The sequence below is a fragment of the Sphingobacterium anhuiense genome (assembly GCF_042686355.1).
GTDB classification, from domain to species: Bacteria; Bacteroidota; Bacteroidia; order Sphingobacteriales; family Sphingobacteriaceae; genus Sphingobacterium; species Sphingobacterium anhuiense.
The window spans coordinates 133,335-159,703 of sequence record NZ_JBHUPE010000001.1 but is presented as its reverse complement, the minus strand read 5'-3'; the positions used below and the strand labels follow the sequence as shown (position 1 = coordinate 159,703).

General features: G+C 36.4%; 24 protein-coding genes. 9 read left to right on the top strand and 15 right to left on the bottom strand.

The features are described 5' to 3' along the window. Position 1: 1 nt before the first annotated feature. The 3 genes from ACFS6I_RS00665 to ACFS6I_RS00655 form a co-directional block, all read right to left on the bottom strand. Positions 2-1,099, bottom strand: coding sequence for a tetratricopeptide repeat protein (locus ACFS6I_RS00665; RefSeq protein WP_380917390.1), 1,098 nt, complete (start codon positions 1,097-1,099; stop codon positions 2-4). 7 nt (positions 1,100-1,106) lie between these two features. Next, on the bottom strand, positions 1,107-3,689 hold the full coding sequence (gene gyrA / locus ACFS6I_RS00660; RefSeq protein WP_183914430.1) for a DNA gyrase subunit A: 2,583 nt from the start codon (positions 3,687-3,689) through the stop codon (positions 1,107-1,109). A 172-nt stretch (positions 3,690-3,861) separates the two neighbouring features. Further along, complete coding sequence (locus ACFS6I_RS00655) at positions 3,862-5,961, bottom strand: heavy metal translocating P-type ATPase (RefSeq protein WP_380917388.1); 2,100 nt, start codon at positions 5,959-5,961, stop codon at positions 3,862-3,864. 107 nt (positions 5,962-6,068) lie between these two features. Between ACFS6I_RS00655 and ACFS6I_RS00650 the strand changes: the two genes are divergently transcribed. Then, entirely contained in the window at positions 6,069-6,920 is an 852-nt protein-coding gene (locus ACFS6I_RS00650) for a mechanosensitive ion channel family protein (protein ID WP_132841601.1), read from the top strand. On the opposite strand, the gene coaA is transcribed toward ACFS6I_RS00650, so the two are convergent. The 6 genes from coaA to lysS form a co-directional block, all read right to left on the bottom strand. Beyond that, complete coding sequence (coaA, locus tag ACFS6I_RS00645) at positions 6,917-7,876, bottom strand: type I pantothenate kinase (protein WP_132771480.1); 960 nt, start codon at positions 7,874-7,876, stop codon at positions 6,917-6,919. The two genes, ACFS6I_RS00650 and coaA, sit on opposite strands and share 4 nt — an antisense overlap. A 68-nt stretch (positions 7,877-7,944) precedes the next feature. Next, the gene (locus ACFS6I_RS00640) at positions 7,945-8,349 is read right to left on the bottom strand and encodes an OsmC family protein (protein WP_132771359.1); all 405 of its coding nucleotides are present in this window, start codon (positions 8,347-8,349) and stop codon (positions 7,945-7,947) included. A 63-nt stretch (positions 8,350-8,412) separates the two neighbouring features. After that, positions 8,413-8,790, bottom strand: a complete 378-nt coding sequence (locus tag ACFS6I_RS00635; protein ID WP_021191664.1) for a methylglyoxal synthase — start codon at positions 8,788-8,790, stop codon at positions 8,413-8,415. Positions 8,791-8,809: 19 nt separating this feature from the next. Beyond that, complete coding sequence (locus tag ACFS6I_RS00630; protein WP_183914425.1) at positions 8,810-10,042, bottom strand: nucleoside recognition domain-containing protein; 1,233 nt, start codon at positions 10,040-10,042, stop codon at positions 8,810-8,812. Positions 10,043-10,073: 31 nt separating this feature from the next. After that, positions 10,074-11,129 carry a patatin-like phospholipase family protein gene (locus ACFS6I_RS00625; protein WP_380917384.1) on the bottom strand — a complete coding sequence of 352 codons (1,056 nt, stop codon included), beginning with the start codon at positions 11,127-11,129 and terminating at the stop codon, positions 10,074-10,076. 186 nt (positions 11,130-11,315) lie between these two features. Beyond that, on the bottom strand, positions 11,316-13,034 hold the full coding sequence (lysS, locus tag ACFS6I_RS00620) for a lysine--tRNA ligase (protein ID WP_380917382.1): 1,719 nt from the start codon (positions 13,032-13,034) through the stop codon (positions 11,316-11,318). A 234-nt stretch (positions 13,035-13,268) separates the two neighbouring features. Between lysS and ACFS6I_RS00615 the strand changes: the two genes are divergently transcribed. Together ACFS6I_RS00615 and ACFS6I_RS00610 are read left to right on the top strand one after the other, a co-directional pair. Next, entirely contained in the window at positions 13,269-13,874 is a 606-nt protein-coding gene (locus ACFS6I_RS00615; protein ID WP_021191668.1) for an RNA polymerase sigma factor, read from the top strand. A gap of 18 nt (positions 13,875-13,892) precedes the next feature. Further along, positions 13,893-15,239 (top strand): hypothetical protein, encoded by a 1,347-nt coding sequence (locus ACFS6I_RS00610; RefSeq protein WP_168126031.1) that lies wholly within the window; start codon positions 13,893-13,895, stop codon positions 15,237-15,239. On the opposite strand, the gene ACFS6I_RS00605 is transcribed toward ACFS6I_RS00610, so the two are convergent. After that, positions 15,236-15,847 carry an HAD family hydrolase gene (locus ACFS6I_RS00605; protein WP_208696567.1) on the bottom strand — a complete coding sequence of 204 codons (612 nt, stop codon included), beginning with the start codon at positions 15,845-15,847 and terminating at the stop codon, positions 15,236-15,238. The genes ACFS6I_RS00610 and ACFS6I_RS00605 overlap by 4 nt on opposite strands. 41 nt (positions 15,848-15,888) lie before the next feature. Continuing rightward, positions 15,889-17,082, bottom strand: coding sequence for a proline dehydrogenase family protein (locus ACFS6I_RS00600; protein ID WP_132771365.1), 1,194 nt, complete (start codon positions 17,080-17,082; stop codon positions 15,889-15,891). Positions 17,083-17,175: 93 nt separating this feature from the next. Here ACFS6I_RS00600 and ACFS6I_RS00595 point away from each other — a divergent pair, with 93 nt between their 5' ends. The 3 genes from ACFS6I_RS00595 to ACFS6I_RS00585 are packed head-to-tail and all read left to right on the top strand — an operon-like array spanning position 17,176 to position 19,228. Then, positions 17,176-17,382 (top strand): RNA-binding S4 domain-containing protein, encoded by a 207-nt coding sequence (locus ACFS6I_RS00595; protein ID WP_132771366.1) that lies wholly within the window; start codon positions 17,176-17,178, stop codon positions 17,380-17,382. A gap of 48 nt (positions 17,383-17,430) precedes the next feature. After that, on the top strand, positions 17,431-18,495 hold the full coding sequence (gene aroB / locus ACFS6I_RS00590; protein ID WP_380917379.1) for a 3-dehydroquinate synthase: 1,065 nt from the start codon (positions 17,431-17,433) through the stop codon (positions 18,493-18,495). Positions 18,496-18,505: 10 nt separating this feature from the next. Continuing rightward, positions 18,506-19,228 carry a ThuA domain-containing protein gene (locus ACFS6I_RS00585; protein WP_380917377.1) on the top strand — a complete coding sequence of 241 codons (723 nt, stop codon included), beginning with the start codon at positions 18,506-18,508 and terminating at the stop codon, positions 19,226-19,228. Between the two features lie 35 nt (positions 19,229-19,263). Here the strand turns inward: ACFS6I_RS00585 and ACFS6I_RS00580 are convergent, their stop codons facing one another. Together ACFS6I_RS00580 and ACFS6I_RS00575 are read right to left on the bottom strand one after the other, a co-directional pair. Continuing rightward, on the bottom strand, positions 19,264-21,162 hold the full coding sequence (locus ACFS6I_RS00580; protein WP_380917375.1) for a TonB-dependent receptor plug domain-containing protein: 1,899 nt from the start codon (positions 21,160-21,162) through the stop codon (positions 19,264-19,266). 92 nt (positions 21,163-21,254) lie between these two features. Then, positions 21,255-22,193, bottom strand: coding sequence for a zinc dependent phospholipase C family protein (locus ACFS6I_RS00575; RefSeq protein WP_380917373.1), 939 nt, complete (start codon positions 22,191-22,193; stop codon positions 21,255-21,257). A gap of 148 nt (positions 22,194-22,341) precedes the next feature. On the opposite strand from ACFS6I_RS00575, the gene ACFS6I_RS00570 reads away from it, so the two are divergent. Genes ACFS6I_RS00570 through ACFS6I_RS00560 form a run of 3 tightly spaced genes read left to right on the top strand, consistent with a single transcriptional unit; the run spans position 22,342 to position 24,937 of the window. Further along, positions 22,342-23,328 (top strand): glycosyltransferase family protein, encoded by a 987-nt coding sequence (locus ACFS6I_RS00570; protein WP_021188742.1) that lies wholly within the window; start codon positions 22,342-22,344, stop codon positions 23,326-23,328. Between the two features lie 6 nt (positions 23,329-23,334). After that, complete coding sequence (locus ACFS6I_RS00565; RefSeq protein ID WP_132771371.1) at positions 23,335-24,042, top strand: FKBP-type peptidyl-prolyl cis-trans isomerase; 708 nt, start codon at positions 23,335-23,337, stop codon at positions 24,040-24,042. Continuing rightward, the gene (locus ACFS6I_RS00560) at positions 24,032-24,937 is read left to right on the top strand and encodes an aldo/keto reductase (protein ID WP_380917370.1); all 906 of its coding nucleotides are present in this window, start codon (positions 24,032-24,034) and stop codon (positions 24,935-24,937) included. The genes ACFS6I_RS00565 and ACFS6I_RS00560 overlap by 11 nt, the downstream gene beginning before the upstream one ends. A 1-nt stretch (position 24,938) precedes the next feature. Here the strand turns inward: ACFS6I_RS00560 and kdsB are convergent, their stop codons facing one another. Together kdsB and ACFS6I_RS00550 are read right to left on the bottom strand one after the other, a co-directional pair. Then, the gene (gene kdsB / locus ACFS6I_RS00555; protein ID WP_132841614.1) at positions 24,939-25,682 is read right to left on the bottom strand and encodes a 3-deoxy-manno-octulosonate cytidylyltransferase; all 744 of its coding nucleotides are present in this window, start codon (positions 25,680-25,682) and stop codon (positions 24,939-24,941) included. Between the two features lie 68 nt (positions 25,683-25,750). Further along, positions 25,751-26,365: a deoxynucleoside kinase gene (locus ACFS6I_RS00550; RefSeq protein WP_021188747.1), complete on the bottom strand. Its 615-nt coding sequence runs from the start codon at positions 26,363-26,365 to the stop codon at positions 25,751-25,753. Positions 26,366-26,369 lie beyond the last annotated feature (4 nt).

Below are 26,369 nucleotides of genomic sequence, written 5' to 3'. Positions count from 1 at the left end.
TCTAATTAACTGTTAATTGATTTAATAATATATTCACACGATCTAACTGCACAAAATCTTCTATCGCATTGTAATATGTGGACAGTGCTTTAAGTGCATTAACATCATATGGTTTAATTTCATTTGCTTTCAAAAGATAAGCTTGCGCATATTGTTTGTCTTCGTCAGATTTAGATTTAAGAAAATCCTTTAAATAAATAAGGCCTAAAGCTAAATTTGATGGGTAGTTATTAGCATCTAAACGCAAAACTTTATTATAATATTGTTTTGCATTTCGAATATCTTTCGCGTCTTCGTATGCATAACCCGCCAAGTAATTTAATTCAACATTTTCAGGCTCTAGTTTGATCGCTTCATCAATTATCGTTAAGATAGCGTCATAAGATTCATTTTTAGCATAGATATCGATCAGTTTAAAGAGGATATCTTTGTTTTGAGGAAACTCTAATCGGCCTGCAGTTAGTGTATTAAGTTCATCTTGTTTTGTTCCGATTTTCTCATATACAGCTGCGAGCTCTAAATAATATTGCGGTTTTTTTGAATCCTGTTTGATTAACTCTTTATAATATTTAATCGCATCAGGATATCTTTTACTGCTTACAGCTAAAGTTGCTAAATTAAATTTTAAATCGGCGTTTTTGAAACCAAGGGAGTCAACTTTCAGAAATCCTTTGTACGCTTCTTCAAACTTGTTATTTTTTAACTCGACATTTGATTTATAGATTAATGCAGTTGCTAAATTTTGCTTGATATAATCTACTTCTACGGGAAAATTTCGATATGCTTTTTTCTTATCAATGAGTTTTAAGGTATTTAAACTTTCATCAATAGGGTCTATGGTATACTTTTGTTTCCGGGTGGAATCTACAACTGCTAAAGAACTGTAAACAAGTCCTCTCAAAACATTATTACGAACTGAAGAAGAATCTTTACGGGTTTTGAAAGCTGCATCACTAAATTTGCGTGCGTTCTCCAGATTTTTAATATCTCCAGTTTGTGTATAAAGCGCAAAACTGTTGTTGCCCTCCTTGATATTGGATTGGGCAACAACAGTTAAACTTGTAGCTGACAGTATTAATGATGTCAATAATGCTCTCATTCTTTTTTTATTCTTCGTTAGATTCAGATTTATCGTCTTGATCGGTTTCAGTGCTTTCTGTCGCATCTTCTACTTCTTCACCTGAAAGAATTTCTTCTTCCGTTTCTTCCACTTCTTCCTCTCTATCTACTTTAGTAATTGATGCAATTTCATCTTCACCTTTCAGATTAATTAAACGGACACCTTGCGTTGCACGTCCCATTACTCTTAATCCTTCTACTGAAATACGAATGACAATACCTGACTTATTGATGATCATTAAATCTTCAGTATCGTTAACACCTTTTACAGCAACTAATTTACCTGTTTTCTCAGTGACGCTAATTGTTTTTACACCTTTACCACCACGGTTTGTAACTCGGTAATCTTCGATATCTGTTCGTTTACCGTATCCTTTTTCAGATACAACAAGTACCGTAGTCTCTGGATCATCTACACTAATCATACCAATAACCTCATCGCTTTCACTACCTAAAGTAATACCACGAACACCAGTTGCTGTTCTACCCATTGGCCTAACAGTAGATTCGTTGAAACGAATAGCACGTCCAGAACGTAATGCCATTACAATTTCACTTGTTCCGCTTGTTAAGCATGCTTCTAATAGCTGATCTCCCTCATTAATGTTGATGGCATTGATACCATTTGCACGAGGACGTGAATAAGCTTCTAATGACGTTTTCTTAATTGTACCTTTTTTAGTACACATAATGATGAAGTTATTTTCCAGGTATTCTTGGTCTTTTAAGTTCTTCACTAAAATGTATGCTTTAATTTTTTCGTCTTTCGGAATGTTGATGATGTTCTGCAACGCTCGACCTTTAGAAGTTCTACTTCCTTCAGGAACTTCAAATGCACGTAACCAGAAACAACGACCTGATTCTGTAAATAGCAACATATAATTATGTGCCGAAGCAGTAATAATATGTTCTGTAAAGTCTTCTTCGCGTGTGGTCGAACCAATAGATCCACGTCCACCGCGTCCTTGACGTTTATACTCAGTTAGAGGAGTACGTTTTACATAGCTATTATGAGAGATTGTGATCACGATTTCTTCATCATCGATGAAATCTTCCATACGCATGTCTTCTGCTGAATGGACGATAATAGATCTTCTCTCGTCACCATATTTCTCTCTGATTTCGATCAGTTCTTCTTTAATGATCTGCATGCGAAGACCTTCATCTGCTAATACAGATTTTAAGTAATCGATCGTTTTCATTAGCTCAGCATATTCTTCTTTAATCTTATCGTGCTCCAGTCCGGTTAGACGACGAAGCGTCATATCCAAAATTGCACGTGCTTGAAGATCTGATAGACCGAATCTTTCCATTAATCCTACGCGGGCATCTTCAGGAGTTGAAGAGGCACGGATCAACTTGATCACTTCATCTAAATGATCAAGCGCGATTAAATATCCTTCTAAAATATGTGCTCTTTTTTCAGCCTCAGCCAATTCAAAACGTGTACGACGCGTGACAACATCATGACGGTGATCCACGAATACCTGAATCATATCTTTCAGGTTCATCAATACTGGTCTACCTTTTACAAGAGCAATATTGTTTACTGAAAATGAGGTCTGTAATGCTGTGTACTTGAATAGGTTGTTTAGAACGACATTTGCGTTAGCATCGCGTTTAATATCGTATACAATACGTAAACCCGTACGATCTGACTCATCGCGAATTGCTGAAATTCCTTCTAATTTTTTTTCATTAACCAATTCAGCGGTACGTTCAATCATATTCGCTTTATTGATCTGATAAGGAATTTCTGTAACTATGATAGACTCTTTACCTGATTTTGATACTTCAATTTCTGTTTTAGCACGCATCACGACACGACCACGGCCAGTGTTCTCTGCATCCTGAACACCCGAGTAACCATATATCAAACCTCCTGTAGGAAAATCGGGGCCTTTGATATATTGCATCAATTCGGGTACATCGATATCACGGTTGTCAATATATGCAACTGTACCGTTGATAACTTCTGTTAAGTTGTGTGGCGCCATATTGGTTGCCATACCGACTGCAATACCTGAAGCACCATTTACCAATAGATTGGGAATACGTGTTGGTAATACTGTTGGTTCTTCCAAAGAGTCATCAAAGTTCAATTGATAGTCTACTGTATCTTTATTGATGTCCGATAAAATTTCTTCCGCAATTTTTTTCAATCTTGCTTCCGTATAACGCATTGCCGCAGGAGGGTCTCCATCGACAGAACCGTAGTTACCTTGACCATCCACTAAAGGGTAGCGCATGTTCCAGTCTTGTGCTAGACGTACCATTGCATCGTATACGGAAGTATCACCATGTGGATGGTACTTTCCTAATACGTCACCAACAATACGGGCAGATTTTTTGTAAGGCTTACTGCTTGTAACACCTAAATCCAACATACCGTAAAGAACACGACGGTGTACAGGCTTCATACCATCTCTAGCATCTGGTAATGCACGAGAAACAATAACTGTCATTGAATAATCAATGTAGGCAGTTTTCATTTGATCCTCGATACTTACCGAAAGAATTCGATCGTTTGCAGGTACTAAATTATTATCATTTTCTGTTTCTTCAGCCATATTAATTTGGTTTCGATAAAACTATTAAACAATCCCGTTTACACGGATTGCTACGCATGCGAAGTTACAAAAAAATAACCTCAAAAGCGAATGTTTTGAGGTTCAAGATAGTGAAAAAAATAGTCTGTTTTTTTATTGATTTAAAAAAGATTTAAATGCGGTCAATTGCTTGTTACCGCAGTTTTTTAAAACGAAGACGAAGTGAATTGCCGATGACAATAACATCGGAGAAAGCCATTGAGAAGGCGGCGAGCATGGGTCCTAAAAATCCCATTGCTGCGAGCGGTATTGCGATGATATTATAGGCAAATGCCCAGAAAAGATTTTCTTTGATCGTTTGCAGTGTGTGCCTTCCGATAAGTAATAGATTTTCAATCGATTTTAGATCGGAATTCAAAAGAATTATTTTAGCAGATTGTATCGCAATGTGACTTGCGTCACCTAGAGAGATACCGACGTGGGCTGTTGTCAGGGCAGGAGCATCATTTATACCGTCGCCGACCATTGCTGTAATACCTGCTTTTTTAAGTTTGTTGATAATATTCAATTTCTCTTCAGGATTACGATCGGAATAAACTTCTGCTATTCCAAGTTTTTGAGCCACTAGGTCACATTTACTTTTTCGGTCACCACTTAATATTACTGGGGTTATATTTTTGCCTTTAATGGCTTGAATGAGTTCTTTTGCATAAGGTTTTATCTGATCTTCAATTACTAAGCCTGCAACTACGACATCATTAATGGATAGAATTAAGTCGTAACGGTTTGAATAATCTACTTTTCCTAAACGTGCATTGATTAATTTATACACATTACTATTTGTATCTGTAGCGTAAAGTCCTTCGCTTTTAATCTCTTTGACATCTTGAAAGACAATGCGGTAGGCTTTTACTTCTTTCATGTGCTGTCTGATGGACTTTGCTATAGGATGATTTGAATAGCCTTCTAATTGTGCAATGATAGATTCTACTTGTTTTTGTTCTATTCCAAACGTTTGGATGGCTTTGATATTGAAATCTCCGGTAGTTAAAGTGCCAGTTTTATCGAATACCATATATTTAAGATCCGACATCTCTTCAATTGTATCACCTCCTTTAATTAAAATTCCCATTTTAGCGGCTCTTCCTAAACCTACCATGACAGCAGTTGGGGTCGCTAGACCCATCGCGCATGGGCAGGAGACGACAAGTACTGCAATGGCATTCATTAATGATTGCTGTAGTGATATTTCGGCTATAAAGTAAGTGATAAAAAATGTGAAAATGGCGATGACGACCACAAAGGGTACGAAGTATGATGCGACTTTATCACCGAGTTTTTGAATAGGTGGTTTTTTTGATTGTGCTTCCTTGATCAGTGCGATAATTTGGGAAAGGACGGTTTTACGTCCAACTTTGGTGGCCGTGATTTTTATATTGCCTTCTGTTAGTGTTGTTCCGCCGATGACGGTTGCATATCTATCTTTGAAAACGGGTAGGCTTTCTCCTGTAATCATGGATTCATTGACAAAGCCATCTCCTTCAATAATATCTCCATCAACTGGAATAAGATCTCCTGATTTGATCAGTAAAACATCGCCTTGTTTAACATCTCTTGTATGGATGATCTCTTCTAGATCTGCTGTGATTTTTGTTGTGGTTACATTTTGAATCTTAATAAGGTCTCCGATTGCAGATGTTGTTTTTTTTACGGATTTTTTTTCAAATAGATTTCCCAATAGAACGAGCGTGATGATTGTTGCGCAAGTTTCATAGAACATATAATCTGGGCCTAGGTGATTGAGGGTGCCGACGAGGCTGTACGTGAATGCAGCTGTTGCACCTATAAATATGAGCACGTCCATATTTGGCATGCCATTTTTAAGGGAGTAAAACGCACTTTTACCAAAATGAAAAAAACCGAGCAGAAATACGGGAGCACAGAGTCCTAGCTGGATGTATGGGTCATGCAACAAAGGGTGTTGTATAAACATATGTGCAAAGAGAGGAAGCGTAAAAAATAGACTGAACCAAAATTTGGTTTCTATTTTTTTATAAAATGATTCCTTTGGACTTTCATCAGTCAGGACCTGAAAACCTAAATTTTCAATCCCTTTTGTTATTTCGGGAAGTTCTTTTGCCGTTATTCCTGAGAATTTAACTTCATCAGATGCAAAGTCGACAAATATATCTTTTGCCTCTTTTTTTTCTAAATATTGATGAATAGCAATTGCACAGTTTGTACAATGCATTCCTGTAACTGTAAGCTCTACTGTTGTTGTTTCTTCGTTCATATTTTTCGACCATTGGTCTTTTGCAAATATACTTATTTTTAGGAGTATCATTTTTTTGTATTGAATGAAAAATGATTAGTTTAGTTGCTAAAGAAAATTAGATTTCAATGGTTAAAAATAAATTATCCCTATCTTTTGTATTTCGTTGTGCTTTGTGGATAGCTTTAAGCTATTCTTTTGTCGGTTTAGCCTCTTTTTACGAGAAAAACAAGATTATTCTTCACTTTGCTTATGCTTTAAATACTTTTTTGACCGCCAATCTGTTGATCTCAATCGGCCGGTTCTTGATTGTTTCGCTGTATAACCGTAAACATGCAAACCATGATGTGAGAGGAAATTTTGTACTAGGTATTTCCCGTGTTGCTACAGTATTGAATGCTGGTATGATTGTGATTACGTTGATGGTTGCGCTGGGAATTGATCCTAAGGAGTTTATAACCAGCATGACCATCGTTGCGATGGCTATTGCGGTTATATTTAGGGAGTATATTACCAATATGATCAGTGGATTGCTGGTTATGTTTTCTGATCAATTTTCCATTGGAGACCATATTAAAATTAGTAATTATCAGGGTAAAATTGTTGATATTACTTTGGCAAATATTGTCGTTCGTGATGAAGATGATGATGTTGTGCTAATACCAAATAATTTGATATTCACGTCAACGATGGTCAATAAATCTTCTCAAAAGTCGAATAAACTGATCGTTAAATTTGAACTTCCTTTAGAAAAACCGTTGCATGTCCAATCTGTTGAAAATCATTTAAGACCAATCCTGAAAATAAATAAGAATATTATCTGGGACGATTTATTTAAAATAAAAGTTGCCGAAATCGGTAAGGACTTTGTGAAATATAAGATTGAGCTCAATACTATATCGAGTAGCAATAAATTACATTATCAAATTCAGAATGAAATTTTAAATGAGATCTTATTATTTCGTACGCGGGAAGATTAAATCTTACGGACCTTTACATTTTTAACAAAGTGATGACTGCCTTTTTCTAAAATTAGATCAGCGCGGTACCGTGTTGGTAAAATATTCTGGACCAGATTTGGTTTGTTGATCTCATTCCAGATCTGATGTGCCATCTGGATACTTTCTTCAGTATTCATATCGGCATATTTGTGAAAGAATGAGGCCGGATTTTGAAATGCTGTACGTCTTAAAGATTCAAACCTGTTGGTATACCACTCTAATAAGTTTTTTTCGCTGGCATGAACATATATGGTATAATCAAAAAAATCTGACACGAATACACTATGTCCTTTTCTTGGTCTTTGCGAATTGACCTGCAGTACATTAATGCCTTCGACGATTAAGATATCAGGATGATGGATCAGCTGTTGCTGGTCATCAGGTAAGACATCATATTCTAAATGGCTGTACAGGGGTACTGAAAGTGATCCCATGCCTGATTTTATAGCGGAAAGGAACTGTATTAATTTTTTAGCATCGTAACTTTCCGGAAAACCTTTACGATTCATTATGCCTCTTTCATTCAGGATATGATTCGGGTACAGAAATCCATCAGTCGTTACTAAATCTACTTTTGGTTTACTGGGCAATAAAGTCAGGACGCGTTGCAATACACGTGCTGTTGTACTTTTACCTACAGCTACAGAGCCAGCAATGCCAATAATAAAGGGAAGTGTACTTTCATTTTTTTCGAAAAAATGATTTGTGCTTCTGTGTAAATCTTGAAACCGTTCAATATGAATACCCAAGAGATGACTTAAAGGGAAATAGACATCTTCGATTTCTTCTGCATTCAATGGTTCATTAAGTGCATGCAATTGATCCAAGTCGTGTTGCGAAAATGTGTGCTTAAAGTGACCGTTCAGTTTTTTCCAATTTTCTCTTTTTATTGAAGTAAAAGGAGAGTCAATAGGAGTGTGCTGTTCATTTTGCATGTTCATGATTCTTTGTGGCGACAAATATAGCATCTCGTGGATATAATCAAAAATTCTAATTGATTTTTTTAGATCAGGTTGGAAGAAATAATAATCGGATTAGAAAGAATTTTGTGAATAGGACATTTTTCTGAAATTTGGAGAAGTCTGTCTTTTTGATCTTTATCTAGATTTCCTTTAAGAGAAACATGACATTTGATATAGGTGGTCTGTTGCAGTTCACTTTTTAAAATTTCGTATGAAAGTTTAATATTTACCTCCTGTAAATCCCATTTTTTGCGGTCAGCATACATCTTAACTGTCATTGCTTTACATGAACCCAGTGAAGATAGTAAAAGTGCAGGCGGATTGAATCCTTCATCTTGACCTCCTAATTCTTCTGGTTCATCTGCAATTAGCGTATTATTTCCATGCTTAATTGTTGTTGTGTATGGCGTATTACCTATTGTTACCAAGATTTCATTATCATTCATATCTCTAAATATAAAAAATAATAAGGGGATTAGGAATTTATGAAGTGAATATTAAATTCCTGGTTATAGTTCATCTTCCAGTAGACCTTCGATAATTAGGCTTCCAGTTGCGGGATTGGTTGCTAATGGTACGTTGTACAAATCACAAACCCGCATCAGCATCTGAATATCGGGTTCATGTGCATGTTTACCTAATGCATCTCTGAAAAATATGATTCCATCTACTTTACCTTCTGCTGCTAATGCTGCAATCTGTGCATCTCCGCCCATAGGTCCGCTTAACTTTAATTCGACTTCGAGTCCTGTTTGTTTTACATAAGAACCGGTGGTGCCTGTCGCGACTAGATGAGCTTTTTTTAAGAACTCAATATGGTCTTTTACAAAGGCAACCATTTCTGGTTTTTTACCATCGTGTGCAATTAAAGCAATTGTTTTTTTCATGTTATTGAAAGATTAAAGTTTAACCAAAAAAGATGTACGCTAAAATAATAGCTGCAATTAGTCCCACAAGATCGGCAATTAAGCCACATATAAGCGCATGTCTAGTGTTTTTAATGCCTACAGAGCCAAAATATACTGCTAGAACGTAAAAAGTTGTTTCGGAGGAACCTTGGATAACACTGGCAAGTCGTCCTTGAAACGAATCTGCTCCATATGCCTGCATGACATCGACCATAAGTCCTCTAGCGCCACCACCACTTAATGTTTTCATTAATCCTACTGGAAGAGCTGGTACAAAACGTGTGTCCAAGCCAAAATAAGCGAAACAAGAACCGATTGCATTCACAATATAGTCCATACATCCTGTTGTTCGGAAAGCAGATATAGCCACCAGTATGGCGATTAAAAAGGGAATGATCATGATGGATGTTTTAAATCCGTCTTTTGCACCATCTATAAAGGCATCGTAAACATTTAGTTTTTTAAACGCGCCGTAAACGATAAATAGGATGATGATGGAAAAAATTAAAACACCACCGATTAGTCCGGTTACAATTTCAATTTTTTCTGGAGGCAGGCCATTTAAACCGAAATATAGTCCAGCCATCATGACAATGAAACTGCCTAGGAATATCAGGATGGGTAGTTTAAAGAGGTTTATTTTTTGAAAGAATGCAACAGCGATCATCCCTGATATAAACGAAATAAAGGTTCCTATCAAAGCTGGAATAAAAATATCTGCGGGGTTTGCTGCTCCATTGGCCATTCTTAGAGCAATTACCGATGTTGGAATAAGTGCTATTCCAGCGGTATTGAGCACTAAGAACATAATTTGTGCATTCGTCGCGGTTTCCTTTTCTGGATTAAGTTCTTGCAGTTCCTGCATTGCTTTTAGTCCAACCGGTGTTGCCGCATTATCTAAACCTAGCATATTGGCTGAAAAATTCATAATAATAGAGCCGTTTGCAGGATGGTTTTTTGGGATTCCAGGGAAGAGCTTGCTGAAAAATGGATTTACAGCTTTTGCAAACAAGGTAATCATTCCTGCTTTTTCACCCACTTTCATAATGCCTAACCAGAATGTCATCATGCCGACGAGACCTAAGGAGATTTCGGCACCGTTTTTAGCACTGTCAAACATGCCATTGATAATTTTCATGAAAATTTCGGTGTCCCCAAAGAAAATAAGCTTGATCAAAGCAACGATGAACGCAATTACAAAAAATGAGATCCAAACGATATTCAGTGCCATATAGATTTAAAATATGCGTAAATGTAAACTTTTACAACCTATCCATCAACTTAGACCACGGATTTTTCTTGTTTTTTGCCTCTTTTTCTTTTATTAGATGATCCACTATCCTGGTGAGTTGAACTTCATTTTCGCTCATCAGTCTATCTGCTAGCGAGATAAGTTTTTGGATGTTGTTTTTGGATGCCGCATCCATGGAGGACTCAACACTTGACATATTTGTTGGCTCTAGTCGGATGTAGTTTTTGGATTTTCTATTGAATTGAAACAGTTGCTCAATAAAAAATTCGGTACTCTCTGCAGAGGCACTTGTCATAATATCGACTAAAGCTGGACCAATGGTAATGGCTAGTTTTTTCTTAAAATGCTCATAGTTATAAGCTTTTTTTGCAACCCCGGTACCTAATGAGACCATAAACAGATCGTTTATCTCTGTATCTTCAAAAGCTTTCATCACTTCAATCAAAGCGCAAATGGATGGGTTTTGAGCCACCATGCCACCGTCTACCAATGGAAATCTTGTACCTGCAATGGAATAAATCTCCGCAACAGAAAAATAGGTAGGTGCGGCGGAGGTCGCTCTGCAGACATCTCTTAGATAGAAGTCTCGTGCTGTTCCATGTGTAATAGCTTTTTGCTGTCTAAAAAAATGATTTTTCCGGAGTTCAATATTATAGGCCGTTATAATACAGGGTTTTATTAGTTGGCTTAGTTTGGTGTCGCCAAAATATTCATGTAATACATTCTCTAATGCGGTAGCTGAATATAATTCACTTACCAATCCGAATTCACTTAGAAAGCGTCTCCATCTTGTTGTTTTGAAAATATCAGTGCCGTGGGAGACGTACAGATCTAATGCCTCTTTAGCAGAAAACTTAGGTTTTGAAGGATTTCCCTCACTTGGGTATAATAAAATGCAGGCTAAGATACCTCCAGTACTAGTTCCTGCAATAAAATCGAAATATTCTGCAATTCGTGCATCCGGGTCATTGCTCTTCTTTTGAAGAATTTCTTCTAAAACGACCAATACTAGAGCAGGTATTATACCTCTTATTCCACCACCATCTATGGAAAGTATATTTTTCATTTTTTAATGTTTATAACTTAAAAGTAGTATTAAATAAATTAAAAAATTGATGGCTCTTTGTTTTTGTGGTTAGGATAATGCGCGTTGGTAGGCACAGCGAGCTGTGTAAACAATTCTTTACACGTTTTTTACAAAAACAGAAGCCGGCTACCTTTTGGACAGCCGGCTTCTGTACGAATTGATTATTTATGCAAACCATGCCAAGACTTCGTCTTTTGTTGGCAAGGTGATTTCTAATTTCATTTTTTTACGCATACCCCCAAGGTCATTGAATACTTTATTAGGATTAGCTTCTTTTAATTCCGGTATAGTATTGAAACCCATTTTTTGTAAAACAGGAACCCATTCTGCTGGAATACCCAATGCAACAAAATCTTCTGTCGAAGCTACTGTTACTATTTTTTCTGGTCGCATTTGTGGGAAAAATAATACTTCCTGAATAGAGGCATTGTTGGTCAGGAACATAATTAAACGATCCATACCAATGCCTAATCCTGATGTTGGAGGCATTCCATATTCTAATGCACGTAAGAAATCTTGATCGATAAACATGGCTTCATCATCGCCACGTGCTGATAAGGCCATTTGTGCTTCAAAACGCTCACGTTGGTCGATCGGATCATTTAACTCCGAATATGCATTTGCAATTTCTTTACCACATACCATTAACTCAAAGCGTTCTGTTATTTCAGGATTGTCGCGATGTTTTTTTGTTAATGGCGACATTTCTTTAGGGTAATCTGTGATAAATGTAGGCTGAATGTATTTACCTTCACATTTTTCGCCAAAAATCTCATCAATTAACTTGCCTTTACCCATGGTGTTATTGACCGGAATTCCCATTCCTTTGGCTGCTTCGAAAATTTCTTGTTCAGATTTTCCTGTAATATCAAAACCTGTGAACTCTTTAATCGAATCGGCCATTGTGATTCTTTTATAAGGTGCACGGAAGTCGATTTCATGTTCTCCAAATGTCGCTTTGGTGGTGCCGTTTACAGCAATTGCACAATGTTCTAGCAATTGTTCTGTGAATTTCATCATCCAGTTGTAGTCTTTATAAGCTACATAGATCTCCATTGCTGTGAATTCTGGATTGTGAGTACGGTCCATACCTTCATTTCTGAAGTTTTTTGAAAACTCGTAAACACCATCAAAACCGCCCACAATTAGGCGTTTTAGATATAACTCATTTGCAATCCGCAAATATAAAGGCATATCTAAAGCATTGTGATGTGTGATAAATGGACGGGCCGCAGCACCGCCAGGGATGGATTGCAATACTGGAGTCTCAACCTCCATATAACCTGCGTCATTAAAGAAATTACGCATTGCACTAAACAATTTTGTTCTTTTTACAAAGATCTCTTTGTTCTGCGGGTTAACTACTAGATCGACATAACGCATTCTATAACGCAATTCGGGATCTGTGAATGCATCATATGTTTTTCCTTCTGCAGTTTTAACGATTGGAAGAGGGCGTAATGATTTAGATAATACAGTCAGTTTTTCAACATGTACACAGATGGCATCTGTCTGGGTTGTGAAAACATAGCCTTTAATACCAACGATATCACCAATATCTAATAATTTCTTAAAAACGATATTATACATCGTTTTATCCTCATCAGGACAAATGTCATCACGTTTGATGTAAGCTTGAATACGGCCTGAACTATCTTGAATTTCGAAGAACGACGCATTTCCCATAACACGACGGCTCATGATACGTCCTGCAATGCTTATATTCTTATAGTTAAGCTTATCTCTATCGTAATTTTCTAATATATCAGTAGCATTTGCATTGATCTCAAACTCTTCAGCTGGATATGGGTCGATACCCAAATCTATTAGAGATTGCAATGCCTGTCTTCTTAATTGTTCCTGTTCGGATAATACAGTACTCATTGGTAAGGATTAAATAATATAAAAATCGAACAAAAATAGCTTTTTTTTTGCATTTATGAGAGGTGAAAACAATATAATATTTATAAAATACGGTGTAGCGTTTTGTAATACGGTATCGTTATGAAGATGTACTTAAAAAAACAGCATGGCAGAAATTAAAAGAAAGACTTTCATAATCTTAATTCAGAAAGTATTATTTTAGATGAAGATTAAGGATTAATATAGTCTTATTGAGTGAATATTATTCAAACATACTTAAAAAAGCAAAAACAAGTAACACTTAAAAGTGCACTGGAGGATTGTTTACGAAATCGTGAGCAGGGGAAGGCTTTTGTCTATAAAAAGTACTATGGATATTTGATGGCTATTATTATTCGCTATGTTAAATCTGATGTGGATGCTGAAGAATTAACGAATGAGTCTTTTATTCGGATTTTTAGACGATTGGATTCTTTTAACCATTTGGTTGAGGATGATGTTTTGGAGAAATCATTTCGGTCATGGATAGGGAGAATTGCAGCTAATATTTCAATTGATTTTCTGCGCTCAAAAAAGGAGATGACTTCTTTAGAAGATGTAGCTGAGGGCAGTCTTGATGTGCCAAGGGTATATAACTCCAGTAATCTAGAGGTTGATGATATTATGAAGTTGCTCGATTCTTTACCAGAATTGCAGCGTGTCATCTTTAATCTTTATGAGATCGAGGGTTTTTCGCATGATGAAATTGCAAAGCAGTTGCATATCCCGGATAGTACTTCCCGTACTTATCTTACTCGAGCAAAGCAAAAGTTAAGGATGCTTTATTTGGAACAACATAAGATAAGACAGGAATTTAAATAACAAGAAGTAGCGTGTAAAATGGCAAAAGAAAAAAATAAGGAATTAATAGACCATATCGTCGACAAAATGAAAGCTCATGAGCTTCCTTATTCGGAAGGTGCATGGGAAAAATTTGCGTCACATGATGTATCTCTTGTTTCTAAGAAGCAAACGAACTGGAAGTATTGGAGTGCAGCTGCTGCTGTGCTGCTCTTTGCTAGTGCTTCATTTTTGTATTTAAATCAGTCCGCTGTCAATCATGGGGCAATTGTTGCAAACTTACCGGTAGAGACAAAATTGGATACAGATAAATTAACTGTTGAAACAAATACTGTTGAAACAAATAAGGATGATACCCCTATTTTGAAATTAGATCATTCACCGAAACAGCTTATTGATGCTTCTTCTGATCAACGTAGCATAGTTAAAGACAAAATTGAACATGCTATTGCTTCTATCGATCATCTTTTGGAAGCGACTACGCAAATTTTCACAGATAATGATGTAAAACAAGAACCAGTTGATATGACTTCTAAAAGTGGTAACGAACTTGTTGAGGTTAAAAAGCAAGAAGTTAAAAATAATAATCTAGCGCAAAATACTAATACCGTTAGAAAAGAGGGAGAAGGAAACAGTTCTATTGCTCAGAAATTGGAAAAACTGGGGTCTATATTCAATTTGAATTCCGATAAACATGATTTTGCATCTGCCATAAAGAAGTGGGAGGTAGGCGCATTTGTGGCTCCGTCTTCAACAGTCGATAAGATGAGTATGGGGGGGGGATTAAGTTTAGCGTACCAAATTACCGATAAGATCAGTATACGTTCAGGCGTTTCTATGCAGCAGTATGGGGCCGGAGTAGATCGACAAAATAACTTAGGAGCAGTGCAGTCAGCTGGCATGGCGTTTAATGATGCTGTTTCTAATAGTCCTGTCATGAAAAATAATGAATCTTTACTTTTGGCTAGACAAACTGTCGATAAAGAATTAAGTGCTGTTAATAATAAACTTTTAACGATTGATATTCCGGTAGATGTGCGTTATCATGTAAGTAAATCATTCTACACTTCCGTTGGGGTGTCCTACGTTGGGGTTTTGGATCAGACACAAGAAAATTATTTTGTAAATGGCATCAATGAGAATACTTCGGCTAATAATGGTCAGGCGGTATCTTCTCCTGAAAACGTTAAACAAACATTTAAAGGAAGTGCTGTAAATACGAATGATTTTAATGGATTTGTTAATCTCTCCATTGGAAAAAAGATGACAGTAGGTAAGAAGTTGTCCATAGCCGTAGAGCCATTTGTCAAACTTCCTGTTGGGGGTCTTAAATCTACTGACTTTAATTATACCAATGGAGGTTTAAAGGTTGTAACGAGTTTTTAAAGCTGATCAATACGAACAGCACCCATTCCAGCAGCCAAAGCTCCTTGTACTCCTGGGATTCCGTCCTCGTAAACTAAACACTTAGCAGGGTCAACCTGAAGCTTCTCGGCCGCTAATAAAAATGGCTCAGGCGATGGTTTTCCATTAGGAGTATCACCGGCACACACCAAGGTTTCCAATTTATCAAGTACTCCAAGGACGGTTAGTGTGATGTTTAATGTTGATCTGGTTCCTCCAGAAACAGCCGCAATACGTTTCTTTCCAATCTGGTATTTTAGATGTTCGACAACATAATCAATAGGTTGTGTCTGCTGGATGAACTGTTCTATAAAGATGGCTGATTTTCTTTTTGAAAATTCATGAACATCAAAAGTGGTGTTATAGCGGATACAGATTTCTTTTGCAACAGCTATGGTTGGCCATCCTGCGGTTTCGTCGATTAGACTATCATCCAACAGGACATTGTATTCTGCTGCTGTAGCTACGTAGGCTGCTTTATGCGCACTTATATTGTCAGCTAAGGTTCCATCGACATCAAAAAGTAAGGCGTCGTATGGTTCTGCTATTTTATTGAGTTTGTTGAATTTCTCTATTGATTCGGGTGACATATCTGATTATTGAAGGTACAAATTTATAAAAAAAGCTAGTCTTAACGACTAGCTTTTCTTCTTTGTTTCTCTTTAATGATTAACCCCAGCTCTCGGCCTGTTTGACCAGCTACTGATGTGTTTTCTTGTGCTCTACGGAATAAATAAGGCATAACAGCTTTTATCGGTCCGTATGGCATATATTTTGCAACGTTGTAGTTTGATTCAGATAAATTAAATGTTAAATTATCTGACATACCCAACAATTGTGCGAAAAATATACGGTCGCTTCTATGATCTATTCCACGTCTGTCAAGCTCATTTGCTAACAAAAGACTGCTTGCTTCATTGTGTGTGCCTGCCATAACACCAAAGCGATCGATATGATCCAGTATGAAATGAATAGCGGCATCGTAATCTTTGTCTGTTGCTTCTTTTGTAGGTTGAATAGGAGATGGGTAACCTTTTTCAGCTGCTCTCTGTCTTTCAATTTCCATATAGGCACCACGTACGATTTTTGCACCTAAAAAGAAGTTTTGTGTTTTTGCATAATCAAAATCAGCTTTTAAAGAGGCTAATTTATCATGTCTGTACAATTGATAGGTGTTGTATACAATAGGTTGTTCTTTATTGTATTTTTCCATCATATCGCGGGCTATGTCATCAATGGCATCTTGAATCCAAGAGTGTTCAGCATCAATTAATACTTTAACATTAGCTTCGTAACAGGCTTTACAGATTTCATCACATCGATCGTACATTCTGTTGTACTCTGCTTGCTCTGCTTCTGTTAACGTTTCGTTTGCGTTTACTTTCTCAAATAATTCGAAACGGCCAAGCCCTGTAGGTTTGAATACTGAAAAAGGGATGTATTTATTTGTTTTTGCAGCAACTACTGTGCGTAATGTTTCCTTAAAAGTAGCATCAAATGCGGCCTCAGTATCTTCTCCTTCTACAGAATAATCCAGGATTGTACCCACATTGTTTTCTCCTAGGTGATTGATTGCAGATGTACAACCTTCAATTGTTTCGCCACCGCAAAACTGTTTGAAAATGGTTGACTTAATGATTCCTTGGATAGGTAGTCCGATATTTAGAGCAAAATTAGTAATTGGAGGTCCGACTTTTACTAAGAAATTACTTGCTATTACTTTATACAGTAAATAAGCACGATCTAAATCTTTATCGGTTTTACTTTTGAATGCAATTTCTGTATTATCAAAAGATAGTTTTCTGGGTTCAGCAATCTGTGTCATTATTTTAATCTAATCCACACAAATGTACTAAATTCAAAAATATTACCACTTATTGATTAGGAGATTCCTGAAATATTAACTTATTTTTGCTTTATGCAAACATTCAAAATCGAAGGAGAATATATTCCGTTAATTCAGTTACTTAAAGCTTTAAATTGGGTAGAGCATGGTGCTATGGCTCAGTTAGTTGTTACTGAGGGGATGGTGACCGTTAATGGTCAGGTAGAGTATAGGAAAAGAATGAAAGTTAGACCCGATGATATCGTCGAGTTTGAGGGTCAACAAGTAAAATTGGTATAAGATATAACAAAATTTGTTTATAAAAAACGTAAACTGAATCCATTAGAAATGCAATTTATAGAAAGTTTAGGCTATCAAGTAGTCTTTGATGACTCATTACAGTCTCTAAAAACCTTTATACAGGAACGAAATTACTCAAAGATTTTTGTCTTAGTTGATCGCAATACCAATGATAACTGTATGCCTGTTGTACAGCCAATTTTAGCTGAATTGGGAAACTACGATGTGATTGAGGTTGATCCTGGTGAAGAAAATAAGAATATTGATTTCTGTATCGGTGTATGGAAAACAATGCTTGACTTTGGGGCTGACAGACATAGTCTGTTGATTAACTTAGGTGGTGGTGTGGTCACGGATATGGGGGGATTTGCGGCTTCTACTTTTAAACGTGGTATTGACTTTATTCAGATTCCGACAACATTATTGTCTCAAGTGGATGCATCTGTAGGTGGTAAGACGGGAATAGATTTAGATAATTATAAAAATATAATCGGGACTTTTACGCAGCCACAGGCTGTCTTTATCGCTAGTGTGTTTTTGAAAACATTGGAAAGAAGACAGTTGGTTTCTGGTTTTGCGGAGGTTATCAAGCACGGATTAATTTTTGATGGGGCGTACTATAATAAGGTTAAAAATTTGGATGTTTCGGCTATAACGACCGAGCATGTGAAACATTCCGTTGGGGTTAAAAACACGGTCATAACCCAGGATCCAACAGAAAAGGGTTTACGGAAAATCTTAAATTTTGGGCATACTATTGGTCATGCAATAGAAGGTTATTCTTTACTTCATGATGAACATTCGTTGCTACATGGCGAGGCTATTGCTGTCGGTATGATTTGCGAAGGCTATCTGTCACATAAATTGAATGGTCTTTCATTAGAAGAATTAGAGGATTTAATAACAACGTTTAGAAATAATTTTGCTGATTATCAATTTGATGATTCTATTGATCATGAATTGTTGAGTTTAATGAATAATGATAAGAAAAATCATTCTAATCAGATTGGTTTCGCTTTATTGAATAAAATTGGTTCTTGTGATTATGATATTTTTGTTACGGAAGACTTAATTATAGAAAGTTTAGATTTTTATCGTAATTTAATCGCATAAACCTAACAACATGATGTGCAGCATAATTAAAAGAGTATCATTTCTCTTCACTATTTTCTTTGTTACCCAATTGAGTGCGCAGGAAAGAATTTTGATTTTTTCAAAAACTACTGGATTTAGACATGAAAGTATAGAGCATGGGGTTGCTGTTTTAAAGCAATTGATATCTTCAAAAAATATGCTAGTAGATCATTCTGAGGACAGTCAATTGTTTACGGATTCTATTCTTTCGCGATATGATGCTTTAGTTTTTCTGAGTACAACGGGTGATATTTTTAATGAAAGTCAAAAAGCTGCTTTTGTCCGTTTTATTCAATCAGGTAAAGGTTTTTTAGGTATACATGCTGCAAGTGATACGGAATTTAACTGGCCTTGGTACGGACAACTTGTGGGGGGGTATTTTTCTTCACATCCGGCCGTTCAGGATGCTCAAATCCGGGTTGTAAACCAAAAGCATCTTGCGACAAAGCATTTACCAAAGATATGGTTTCACCGCGATGAATGGTATGATTTTAAGTCGGTAAAGGAGGGGCTTCATATTTTGATGGATTTAGATGAAACAAGTTACAAAGGGGGAAAGATGGGGAAATTTCATCCGATAGCGTGGTATCAGGAATTTGATGGAGGCCGATCATTCTATACGGGATTAGGTCACACCTTAGAGACTTTTGATGAGGAAAAATTTCAGACCCATGTTTTGGGAGGTCTCCGATATGTCCTGAAAAAGAAATAAAAATAGGTCAGTCTAGTTAGGCTGACCTATTTTGTTTAATAAGCAATTGTATATTTGGCACCTAAGGAATACCAGGTACCTGGCATGGGTACAGCTCCGGCCTCTATATATTTGACATTAAATAGATTTTGCGCGTCAACATAAAGATTTAACTTGTCGATTTGACGTGCTAAACGTACGTCTGAAATAAAGTACGATTTGTAAGATAAACGTTCGTTAAAACGATTGGCAGTGGTAAAACTCCAATCCCTGTGACTTATAGTAAAGTTTAGGTTTGCCTGATTTCTTAGGCTTTCAATAGTGTACTTTGATAAATTATTTTCTGTCGTATTATTTTTTATTCTGGGATTCAAATAGCTGTATCCGATAACAGCATAATACTTTGTAATGGAATTCTGAGGATTAATATTAATACGGAAATTGACGTTAAATCCCTGTACTTTATTGTTGTCCATGTTTTGAGGCTGCCAAGGCTCAGTGTTCCGATTACGTGTCCAATCAATAAAATCATTAATTGTTCTATAAAAATATCCTGCCTGTGCAATAACATTTCCACTGGTATATTTTATAGCTCCTTCAACTTGTTTTGCTCTTTCGGCTTGAAGTGAAGAATTTCCAATGTTTGCAGGTCTCTGATTTAAGTAAAGATCTGTAAATGAGGGTATCCTTTGGCTCGATCCTGCATTAAAAATCAATTTCCAATGATTATTGATATCATATCCAAGATCTATTCCAGGGAAAACCTGCCAGTTGTAGTCACTGTTATAATTGAGGTAGGTACCTACATTAATAAATAAATTTTTGATCATTTCAGTTTTAAATTCAACATAAGCACCATAATTCTCGCGGCTGTGCTTACCGATGTTTGAACTGTTGATATTTTCGAATCTGCTTTCAACTCCAAGGCCGAATGAGCCATAATTTTGTTCGTATGTGGCATTTAATTCGGCCATAAAGGCATTGTTGTAGTGCTGGCTTCTTGCTTTGCTCAGGTCATGTCTGAAATAACGGTAATCATCCTCGTTGTATCTGTTCGAAATTCTAGGAGATATCGTTAGTGCATTGGATAGTTTATGTTTGGACTGTATAGTTGCAAAAGCTGTTTTCACCAATTCGTAGGATTCTTTGTCTCCGGGGGCAGCATAATATCCGTTGGCTCCAAATTGATTGTCAATATACCCGAATGAGGTCGATATATTATTTAGAGAGTCGGGTGCATACGCTCCTTGGTAATAGATTTTATTGTTTTTTGAAGCTGTATTATAGCGTTGACCATTGGAATCTTCATGGCCTAAATACAGCTGCTGACTGAATTGTGCAATTTTATGGGTAAATCCCAATTGAAAACCCTTGCCGTAATATTTTCCGTTTTGTGTATCCTCACTGTTTTTAAAAGAAGTGCCGGTATACGCCTGTGCACTGATCAGATTTTCTGAGACTGTTTTTGTGACAATATTAATAGCCCCGGTTAGGCTGTTGATTCCATAAATACGGGATGCTGGTCCTTTAATGATCTCGATCCGTTCAATAGCGTCGGTAGGAATGGGAAGATTAAGGGAGTGATGGGCAGTTTGTGGATCTGATATTTTTGCTCCATTTAGTAGGATCAAGGTCTGTTCAAATGATCCGCCATCGATTGTGACGTCTGCCTGTGAACCGAAAGGACCTCTTTGACGGATATCCACACCATTAATATAAGCTAAAAGTTCATTAACAGACTTTGCGGGAAGACGTTTAATATCTTCTTGCGTTATAATTTGAATGTTTCTGGTCTGCTTAGAGAATGGAATCTGTAGACGGTTCTGATTAATGATAACTTCATTTAAATTTGTAGTATCTTTTAAAGTTAACGTCTTATTATTAGTTACTTCTTGACTAAAAGCATAAGAATATCCAACTAAGGATAATGCTAATAGCGTTAAATTCTTACTCATTATGGCTCTTCTTAAAATTTACCGGACAAAAATAGGTATGTATTGTTTAATTGCAGGGTGCCAGTTTTTAAAAAGAATATAGTCCGGTTGTTTTATAGTTCTTCTCTGCCCATATTTTTTTTATTATTGATATCAAGGGGCTGGTCATCTATCGTTACTTTTTGTAAATTTTTGAGGTCTGGTTGTCCGGCCTCAACCCAAGCAGAATACCAGAATGACCCCACTTGTTGTATAGCACTAGCCATTCTTTTTTCAACCATGCCATTGAGGGCAGTATGATAGGCCCTGGCATATTCATCGGAATAGGTTCTGATCAGTAGATTATTTCGCTCTATAAAGGAATATTTTTGATGTTTTGAAAAAGATTTATCCAGTCGTTTTTCAAGTGCAAGTACTGAGTCAACAAGCAAGTTACTTTGTTTGACGATATTCCAGGAGGTATGCAATGGATCTTCAATAAATTTTGCTGGACCTTTTATAAATGAATACTCTTTGACAAACATTTCGGGTAAACGACTTTCCCAAAATGCATGTATTCCAATTTGGTTGGTTAATTGTCCGTTATAATTTTTGGTTGTATGTAAAGGAACATGAGCATCACCAATATAGTGCCCTAGGTCTGCAGAATGACGGATGATTTGTCTAATATCTTTGAATTTAAATGCTTTGACGAGTTTATTGTAGGAAAATGATATTTGCCAAGGCACAATTCCATTTAACAAGAGCTGTTTTTCCTGATATTTTTCTTTGGCTTTTGTCCAGTGAATGGGGATCGAGTCAATCGAGGGCTCGTTATAATCATCAATATCGATATAATGGCGGGGCGATTCAAGGCTATCTATATAGCATCTTTTATCTGCGTCTACGGCTTTTGAACTAATTAAGAGAATATTTTTCTTATAAAAGGAAGCTAATGTTGGAGGAAGGGTATAAACGGCATATTCATTAATTTTTTTATGTGCAAAAAATCCCCATGAGCTACATATTATAAATATAATAAATAAAGAGATTATAATTGATAATCCTTTCATGTTGAAGCAATTGGTTAATAAATAGTAAGTTACAAAATATCCTTCGCATTTTTAAATGTATTCTTTGTTAAGAACAAAAAACGTAACCTAAATTTAACTTTATTGTCATGAAAAATTTTTATTTTGCCGATAAATAATCGCGAAGTTTATGAAAATACTTTATGCGGTACAAGGTACAGGTAATGGCCACCTCAGTCGAGCGATGGATGTTGTGCCTTGTTTACGTAATTTTGGAGAGGTTGATGTTTTGGTGAGTGGAATCCAAGCGGATTTAGTTTTACCGTTTGAAGTGAAATATCGCCTGCATGGTTTGAGTTTTATTTTTGGGAAATCAGGAGGGGTAGATCTCTGGAAGACATTTATGAGTTCTACTGTTCGTAAATTTACACAAGAAATCAAATCACTTCCTATAGATCAGTATGATCTTGTTATTAATGATTTTGAACCCATATCTGCCTGGTCTGCTCATATGAAGGATTTTCCCTGTATTGGTTTGAGTCATCAGATCGCTGCGTTAGATGCTTCCAGTCCCAAACCAGATGAGACGGATATGCTGGGTAAATTTATTATGAAGAATTATGCTCCCACGGCGCATGCTTACGGTTTTCATTTTAAAAGCTATAATAAGAACATTTACACTCCTGTCATTCGTAATTCCGTGCGCGAGCTGGATGTTCAGGATAAGGGTCACTATACTGTTTATTTACCGGCATATGATGATGCACATCTGTTGAAACATTTAATGAAATTTCCAGATATCAGTTGGCAGGTCTTCAGTAAGCATAATTCGCGGGCTTTTGATATGAAGAATGTGGCGATACGTCCTATTAACAATGATGCATTTATTGCTAGTATGGCAAGTTCTTCGGGAGTGCTATGTGGGGCTGGATTTGAAACCCCAGCGGAGGCATTGTTCCTTCAAAAGAAATTGTTGGTGGTTCCAATGAAAAATCAGTATGAGCAACATTTGAATGCTGCGGCACTGGAGGAGATGGGTGTACCCGTTATTTCGAGCTTAAAACAAAAAAATATGCTATCTATAGAGGCTTGGCTAAATAGTAAATCGCGAGTTGTTGTCGATTATAAGAACAATACTCAAGAAATTATTACTAATATTGTGTCAAAACATACTTAAAATTATATGAAATATATTGCTTTGGCATTATTGTCTTTGGCTACACTATCTGTAACGGCACAACAAAAAAAGAAAACTGTAAAGAAAACAACAGCTGTAAAACCATTATTAGCGACTAAAACAGACTCCGTGTCATATGCTTTTGGACGTGACATTGGTGGTACATTGAAAAATTTGGAGATTACAAATTGGAATAAAGAGTTAATCGGAAAAGCAATAGTTAGTGCTCTTGATGGTCAAAATTCTTTGATTGAAGAAGATCAATTGCGCATGGTTATCCAAAGCGCAGTTACCGAAGCGAGAGAAATAAAGGAGAAAGAAAATCTTGCCAAAGAGCAGGCTTTTTTTACAGAAAATGCTAAAAAAACAACTGTAAAAACTACGGAAGAGGGTTTGCAGTATGAAGTATTGGTAGAAGGCACTGGGGAAAAACCGACCCGAGAAAACGAAGTAACAGTACATTATACAGGAACTTTATTGGATGGAAAGAAATTTGATAGCTCATTAGATCGTAATGAACCTCTAAAAATGAAATTAGATCGCGTGATTGAAGGCTGGAAAATAGGTGTTCCTTTAATGTCTAAAGGAGCAAAATATCGTTTTTATGTACCAAGTAAATTAGGATATGGAAGTCAAAACATGGGTGTTATTCCTCCAAATAGCATTTTAATATTTGATATTGAGTTATTGGATTTCGTGAAGGATGCAGTATAATAAGTTAGGTAAATCAGCAATCGAGGTTTCCAGTATCGGCTTGGGGTGCATGTCTTTGAAAGGTAGTAAACACAAGCAGGGGGTTGAAATTATTCGTAAAGCTTTTGACAGCGGTATCAATTTTTTTGATACTGCTGACTTATATGAAAAAGGATTTAACGAGATGCTGGTAGGGGAAGCGGTACAGGACTTTAGAAAACGCATTGTTTTATCTACAAAAGTTGGAAATAGCTGGCGAGCCGATGGAAATGGATGGGATTGGAAAGCGTCAAAAAGTTATATCGTGAAAACTGTTGAGTCATCTTTGTCTCGATTAAAAACAGATTATATTGATCTTTACCAGCTTCATGGTGGTACCATTGAAGATCCTATTGATGAAATTATCGAAGCTTTCGATTTACTGGTTAGTGCGGGCAAAATTCGAACTTACGGTTTGTCTTCGATTCGTTCTAATGTTATTCGCGAGTACGTAGCAAAATCTAATATCAGTGCCGTTATGATGCAGTACAGTTTATTGGATAGACGTTTAGAGGAAGAAATGGGAGCTTATTTATTGCATCATCGTATTTCTGTTCTAGCAAGAGGTGCAGTAGCTAAAGGGATGTTGATCAATAAACAAGCTGAGAATTTTCTGCAATATAGCTCAAGTGAAGTACAGCATATCATTCGCAATCTACATGCATTTGCAAAAAAACACCATGTTAATAATCTGACTGTGGCACTTTCTTTTGTTCTTTCGAATGAGGCGGTTACTGCTGCTTTACTGGGTATAAATACACCCTTGCAATTAACGGAATTGATACAAATTAAAGAGCAAATCCGTTCTTTAACAGGAGCAGAGAAAATAGAGTTACTAAGCGGTGTTCGTGCATTGTATTTTACAGAACACCGTTGATCTAGGATGTGAAGTACGTTTGTATAATACGTTCTAAATCTTCTTGTGTGTCTACAGCGATTGTTTCATGCTCTGTTTCTGCTGTTTGAATAGTGTATCCGTGCTCTATCCAGCGCAGTTGTTCAAGAGCTTCTGTTTCTTCTAAAATACTGATAGGCAACTGCGTTAACTCTTTTAAAACATCAGTTCTATAGCCATAGATTCCGATATGTTTAAAATAGCTATGTTTTGATAACCAATTCTTCTGTTCGATTCCTCTTAGATAGGGGATGGTCTGTCTTGAAAAATAGATTGCTTGTCCGGCAATATTGCGAACCACTTTTGGTATATTTACATTAAACAGTTCGTCTTCTGTATGGATTTTTTTGACGAGTGTGGCAATCTGTGTTTCTTCCTTATCGAAGCAGGATGCTAGCAACTCGATCTGTAACGGATTGATGAAGGGTTCATCACCCTGTATGTTGATGACGATATCAAATCCACTTACCTTGGCTATAACTTCTGCACAGCGGTCTGTTCCTGACTGATGCGAAGAGGCGGTCATGATGACATTTCCTGCGAAGCTCTTTACATGTTCAGCTATTCTGTCATCATCTGTCGCAACGATTACTTCATGTAAACAGCTCGTATTTTTAACTTGCTCATAGACACGCTGAATCATGGATTTACCACCAATATCAACTAATGGTTTACCAGGAAATCTGGAAGAGGCATAGCGTGCTGGAATAATACCGATTACTTTCATTTTTTCAGTTTTAAAAGTAAAGCCAGTCTTGTATTAAAACTGGCCTTTCAATGATCTAAATTTTTTGATTAAAACAAACCAAATAATTGCGATTCAATTTTTTCAACGATAGTACCTAAATCTTCCGGGTTTTTCGTGAAATCTAAATTATCTTTATCAAGAACCATTAATTTACCATCCTTATAATTATCAATCCATTTATCGTATTTTTCATTCAATTTAGATAAATAATCCAATCGAATTCCGGATTCATAATCACGACCACGCACTTGAATATTATTAACAAGTGTTGGAACGGAAGCCTTCAAGTAAATTAATAGATCTGGAGGTTTGATATAATGGATGATACTCTGGAAAATATTGCTATAATTTTCAAAATCTCGCGCACTCATTAAGCCCATATCGTACAAGTTTTCGGCAAAGATGTATGCATCTTCATAAATTGTACGATCTTGGATCATATCAATATTTGTTTTTTGCAATTCAACAATTTGTCGAAAACGACTATTTAAGAAAAAGATCTGCAAATTGAATGACCAACGTTTCATATCAGCATAAAAATCCTCTAAATAAGGATTGTTATCTACCGCTTCAAATTGAGGTTCATATTTGAAATGATCCGCTAATAGTTTTGTTAAGGTTGTTTTTCCGGCACCAATATTTCCGACAATAGCAATATGCATATTT

Excerpts from the sequence above, each read along its gene's own strand:
- ACFS6I_RS00635 (WP_021191664.1), bottom strand. The coding sequence starts at position 8,790 with ATGAAAAAAACAATTGCTTTAATTGCACACGATGGTAAAAAACCAGAA.
- gyrA (WP_183914430.1), bottom strand. The coding sequence starts at position 3,689 with ATGGCTGAAGAAACAGAAAATGATAATAATTTAGTACCTGCAAACGAT.
- ACFS6I_RS00655 (WP_380917388.1), bottom strand. The coding sequence starts at position 5,961 with ATGAACGAAGAAACAACAACAGTAGAGCTTACAGTTACAGGAATGCAT.
- ACFS6I_RS00575 (WP_380917373.1), bottom strand. The coding sequence starts at position 22,193 with ATGAAAGGATTATCAATTATAATCTCTTTATTTATTATATTTATAATA.
- ACFS6I_RS00560 (WP_380917370.1), top strand. The coding sequence starts at position 24,032 with ATGCAGTATAATAAGTTAGGTAAATCAGCAATCGAGGTTTCCAGTATC.
- ACFS6I_RS00650 (WP_132841601.1), top strand. The coding sequence starts at position 6,069 with ATGGTTAAAAATAAATTATCCCTATCTTTTGTATTTCGTTGTGCTTTG.
- ACFS6I_RS00605 (WP_208696567.1), bottom strand. The coding sequence starts at position 15,847 with ATGTCACCCGAATCAATAGAGAAATTCAACAAACTCAATAAAATAGCA.
- ACFS6I_RS00595 (WP_132771366.1), top strand. The coding sequence starts at position 17,176 with ATGCAAACATTCAAAATCGAAGGAGAATATATTCCGTTAATTCAGTTA.
- ACFS6I_RS00570 (WP_021188742.1), top strand. The coding sequence starts at position 22,342 with ATGAAAATACTTTATGCGGTACAAGGTACAGGTAATGGCCACCTCAGT.
- ACFS6I_RS00580 (WP_380917375.1), bottom strand. The coding sequence starts at position 21,162 with ATGAGTAAGAATTTAACGCTATTAGCATTATCCTTAGTTGGATATTCT.
- ACFS6I_RS00550 (WP_021188747.1), bottom strand. The coding sequence starts at position 26,365 with ATGCATATTGCTATTGTCGGAAATATTGGTGCCGGAAAAACAACCTTA.
- coaA (WP_132771480.1), bottom strand. The coding sequence starts at position 7,876 with ATGCAAAATGAACAGCACACTCCTATTGACTCTCCTTTTACTTCAATA.
- ACFS6I_RS00565 (WP_132771371.1), top strand. The coding sequence starts at position 23,335 with ATGAAATATATTGCTTTGGCATTATTGTCTTTGGCTACACTATCTGTA.
- ACFS6I_RS00640 (WP_132771359.1), bottom strand. The coding sequence starts at position 8,349 with ATGAATGATAATGAAATCTTGGTAACAATAGGTAATACGCCATACACA.
- ACFS6I_RS00600 (WP_132771365.1), bottom strand. The coding sequence starts at position 17,082 with ATGACACAGATTGCTGAACCCAGAAAACTATCTTTTGATAATACAGAA.
- lysS (WP_380917382.1), bottom strand. The coding sequence starts at position 13,034 with ATGAGTACTGTATTATCCGAACAGGAACAATTAAGAAGACAGGCATTG.
- ACFS6I_RS00585 (WP_380917377.1), top strand. The coding sequence starts at position 18,506 with ATGATGTGCAGCATAATTAAAAGAGTATCATTTCTCTTCACTATTTTC.
- aroB (WP_380917379.1), top strand. The coding sequence starts at position 17,431 with ATGCAATTTATAGAAAGTTTAGGCTATCAAGTAGTCTTTGATGACTCA.
- ACFS6I_RS00610 (WP_168126031.1), top strand. The coding sequence starts at position 13,893 with ATGGCAAAAGAAAAAAATAAGGAATTAATAGACCATATCGTCGACAAA.
- kdsB (WP_132841614.1), bottom strand. The coding sequence starts at position 25,682 with ATGAAAGTAATCGGTATTATTCCAGCACGCTATGCCTCTTCCAGATTT.
- ACFS6I_RS00625 (WP_380917384.1), bottom strand. The coding sequence starts at position 11,129 with ATGAAAAATATACTTTCCATAGATGGTGGTGGAATAAGAGGTATAATA.
- ACFS6I_RS00665 (WP_380917390.1), bottom strand. The coding sequence starts at position 1,099 with ATGAGAGCATTATTGACATCATTAATACTGTCAGCTACAAGTTTAACT.
- ACFS6I_RS00630 (WP_183914425.1), bottom strand. The coding sequence starts at position 10,042 with ATGGCACTGAATATCGTTTGGATCTCATTTTTTGTAATTGCGTTCATC.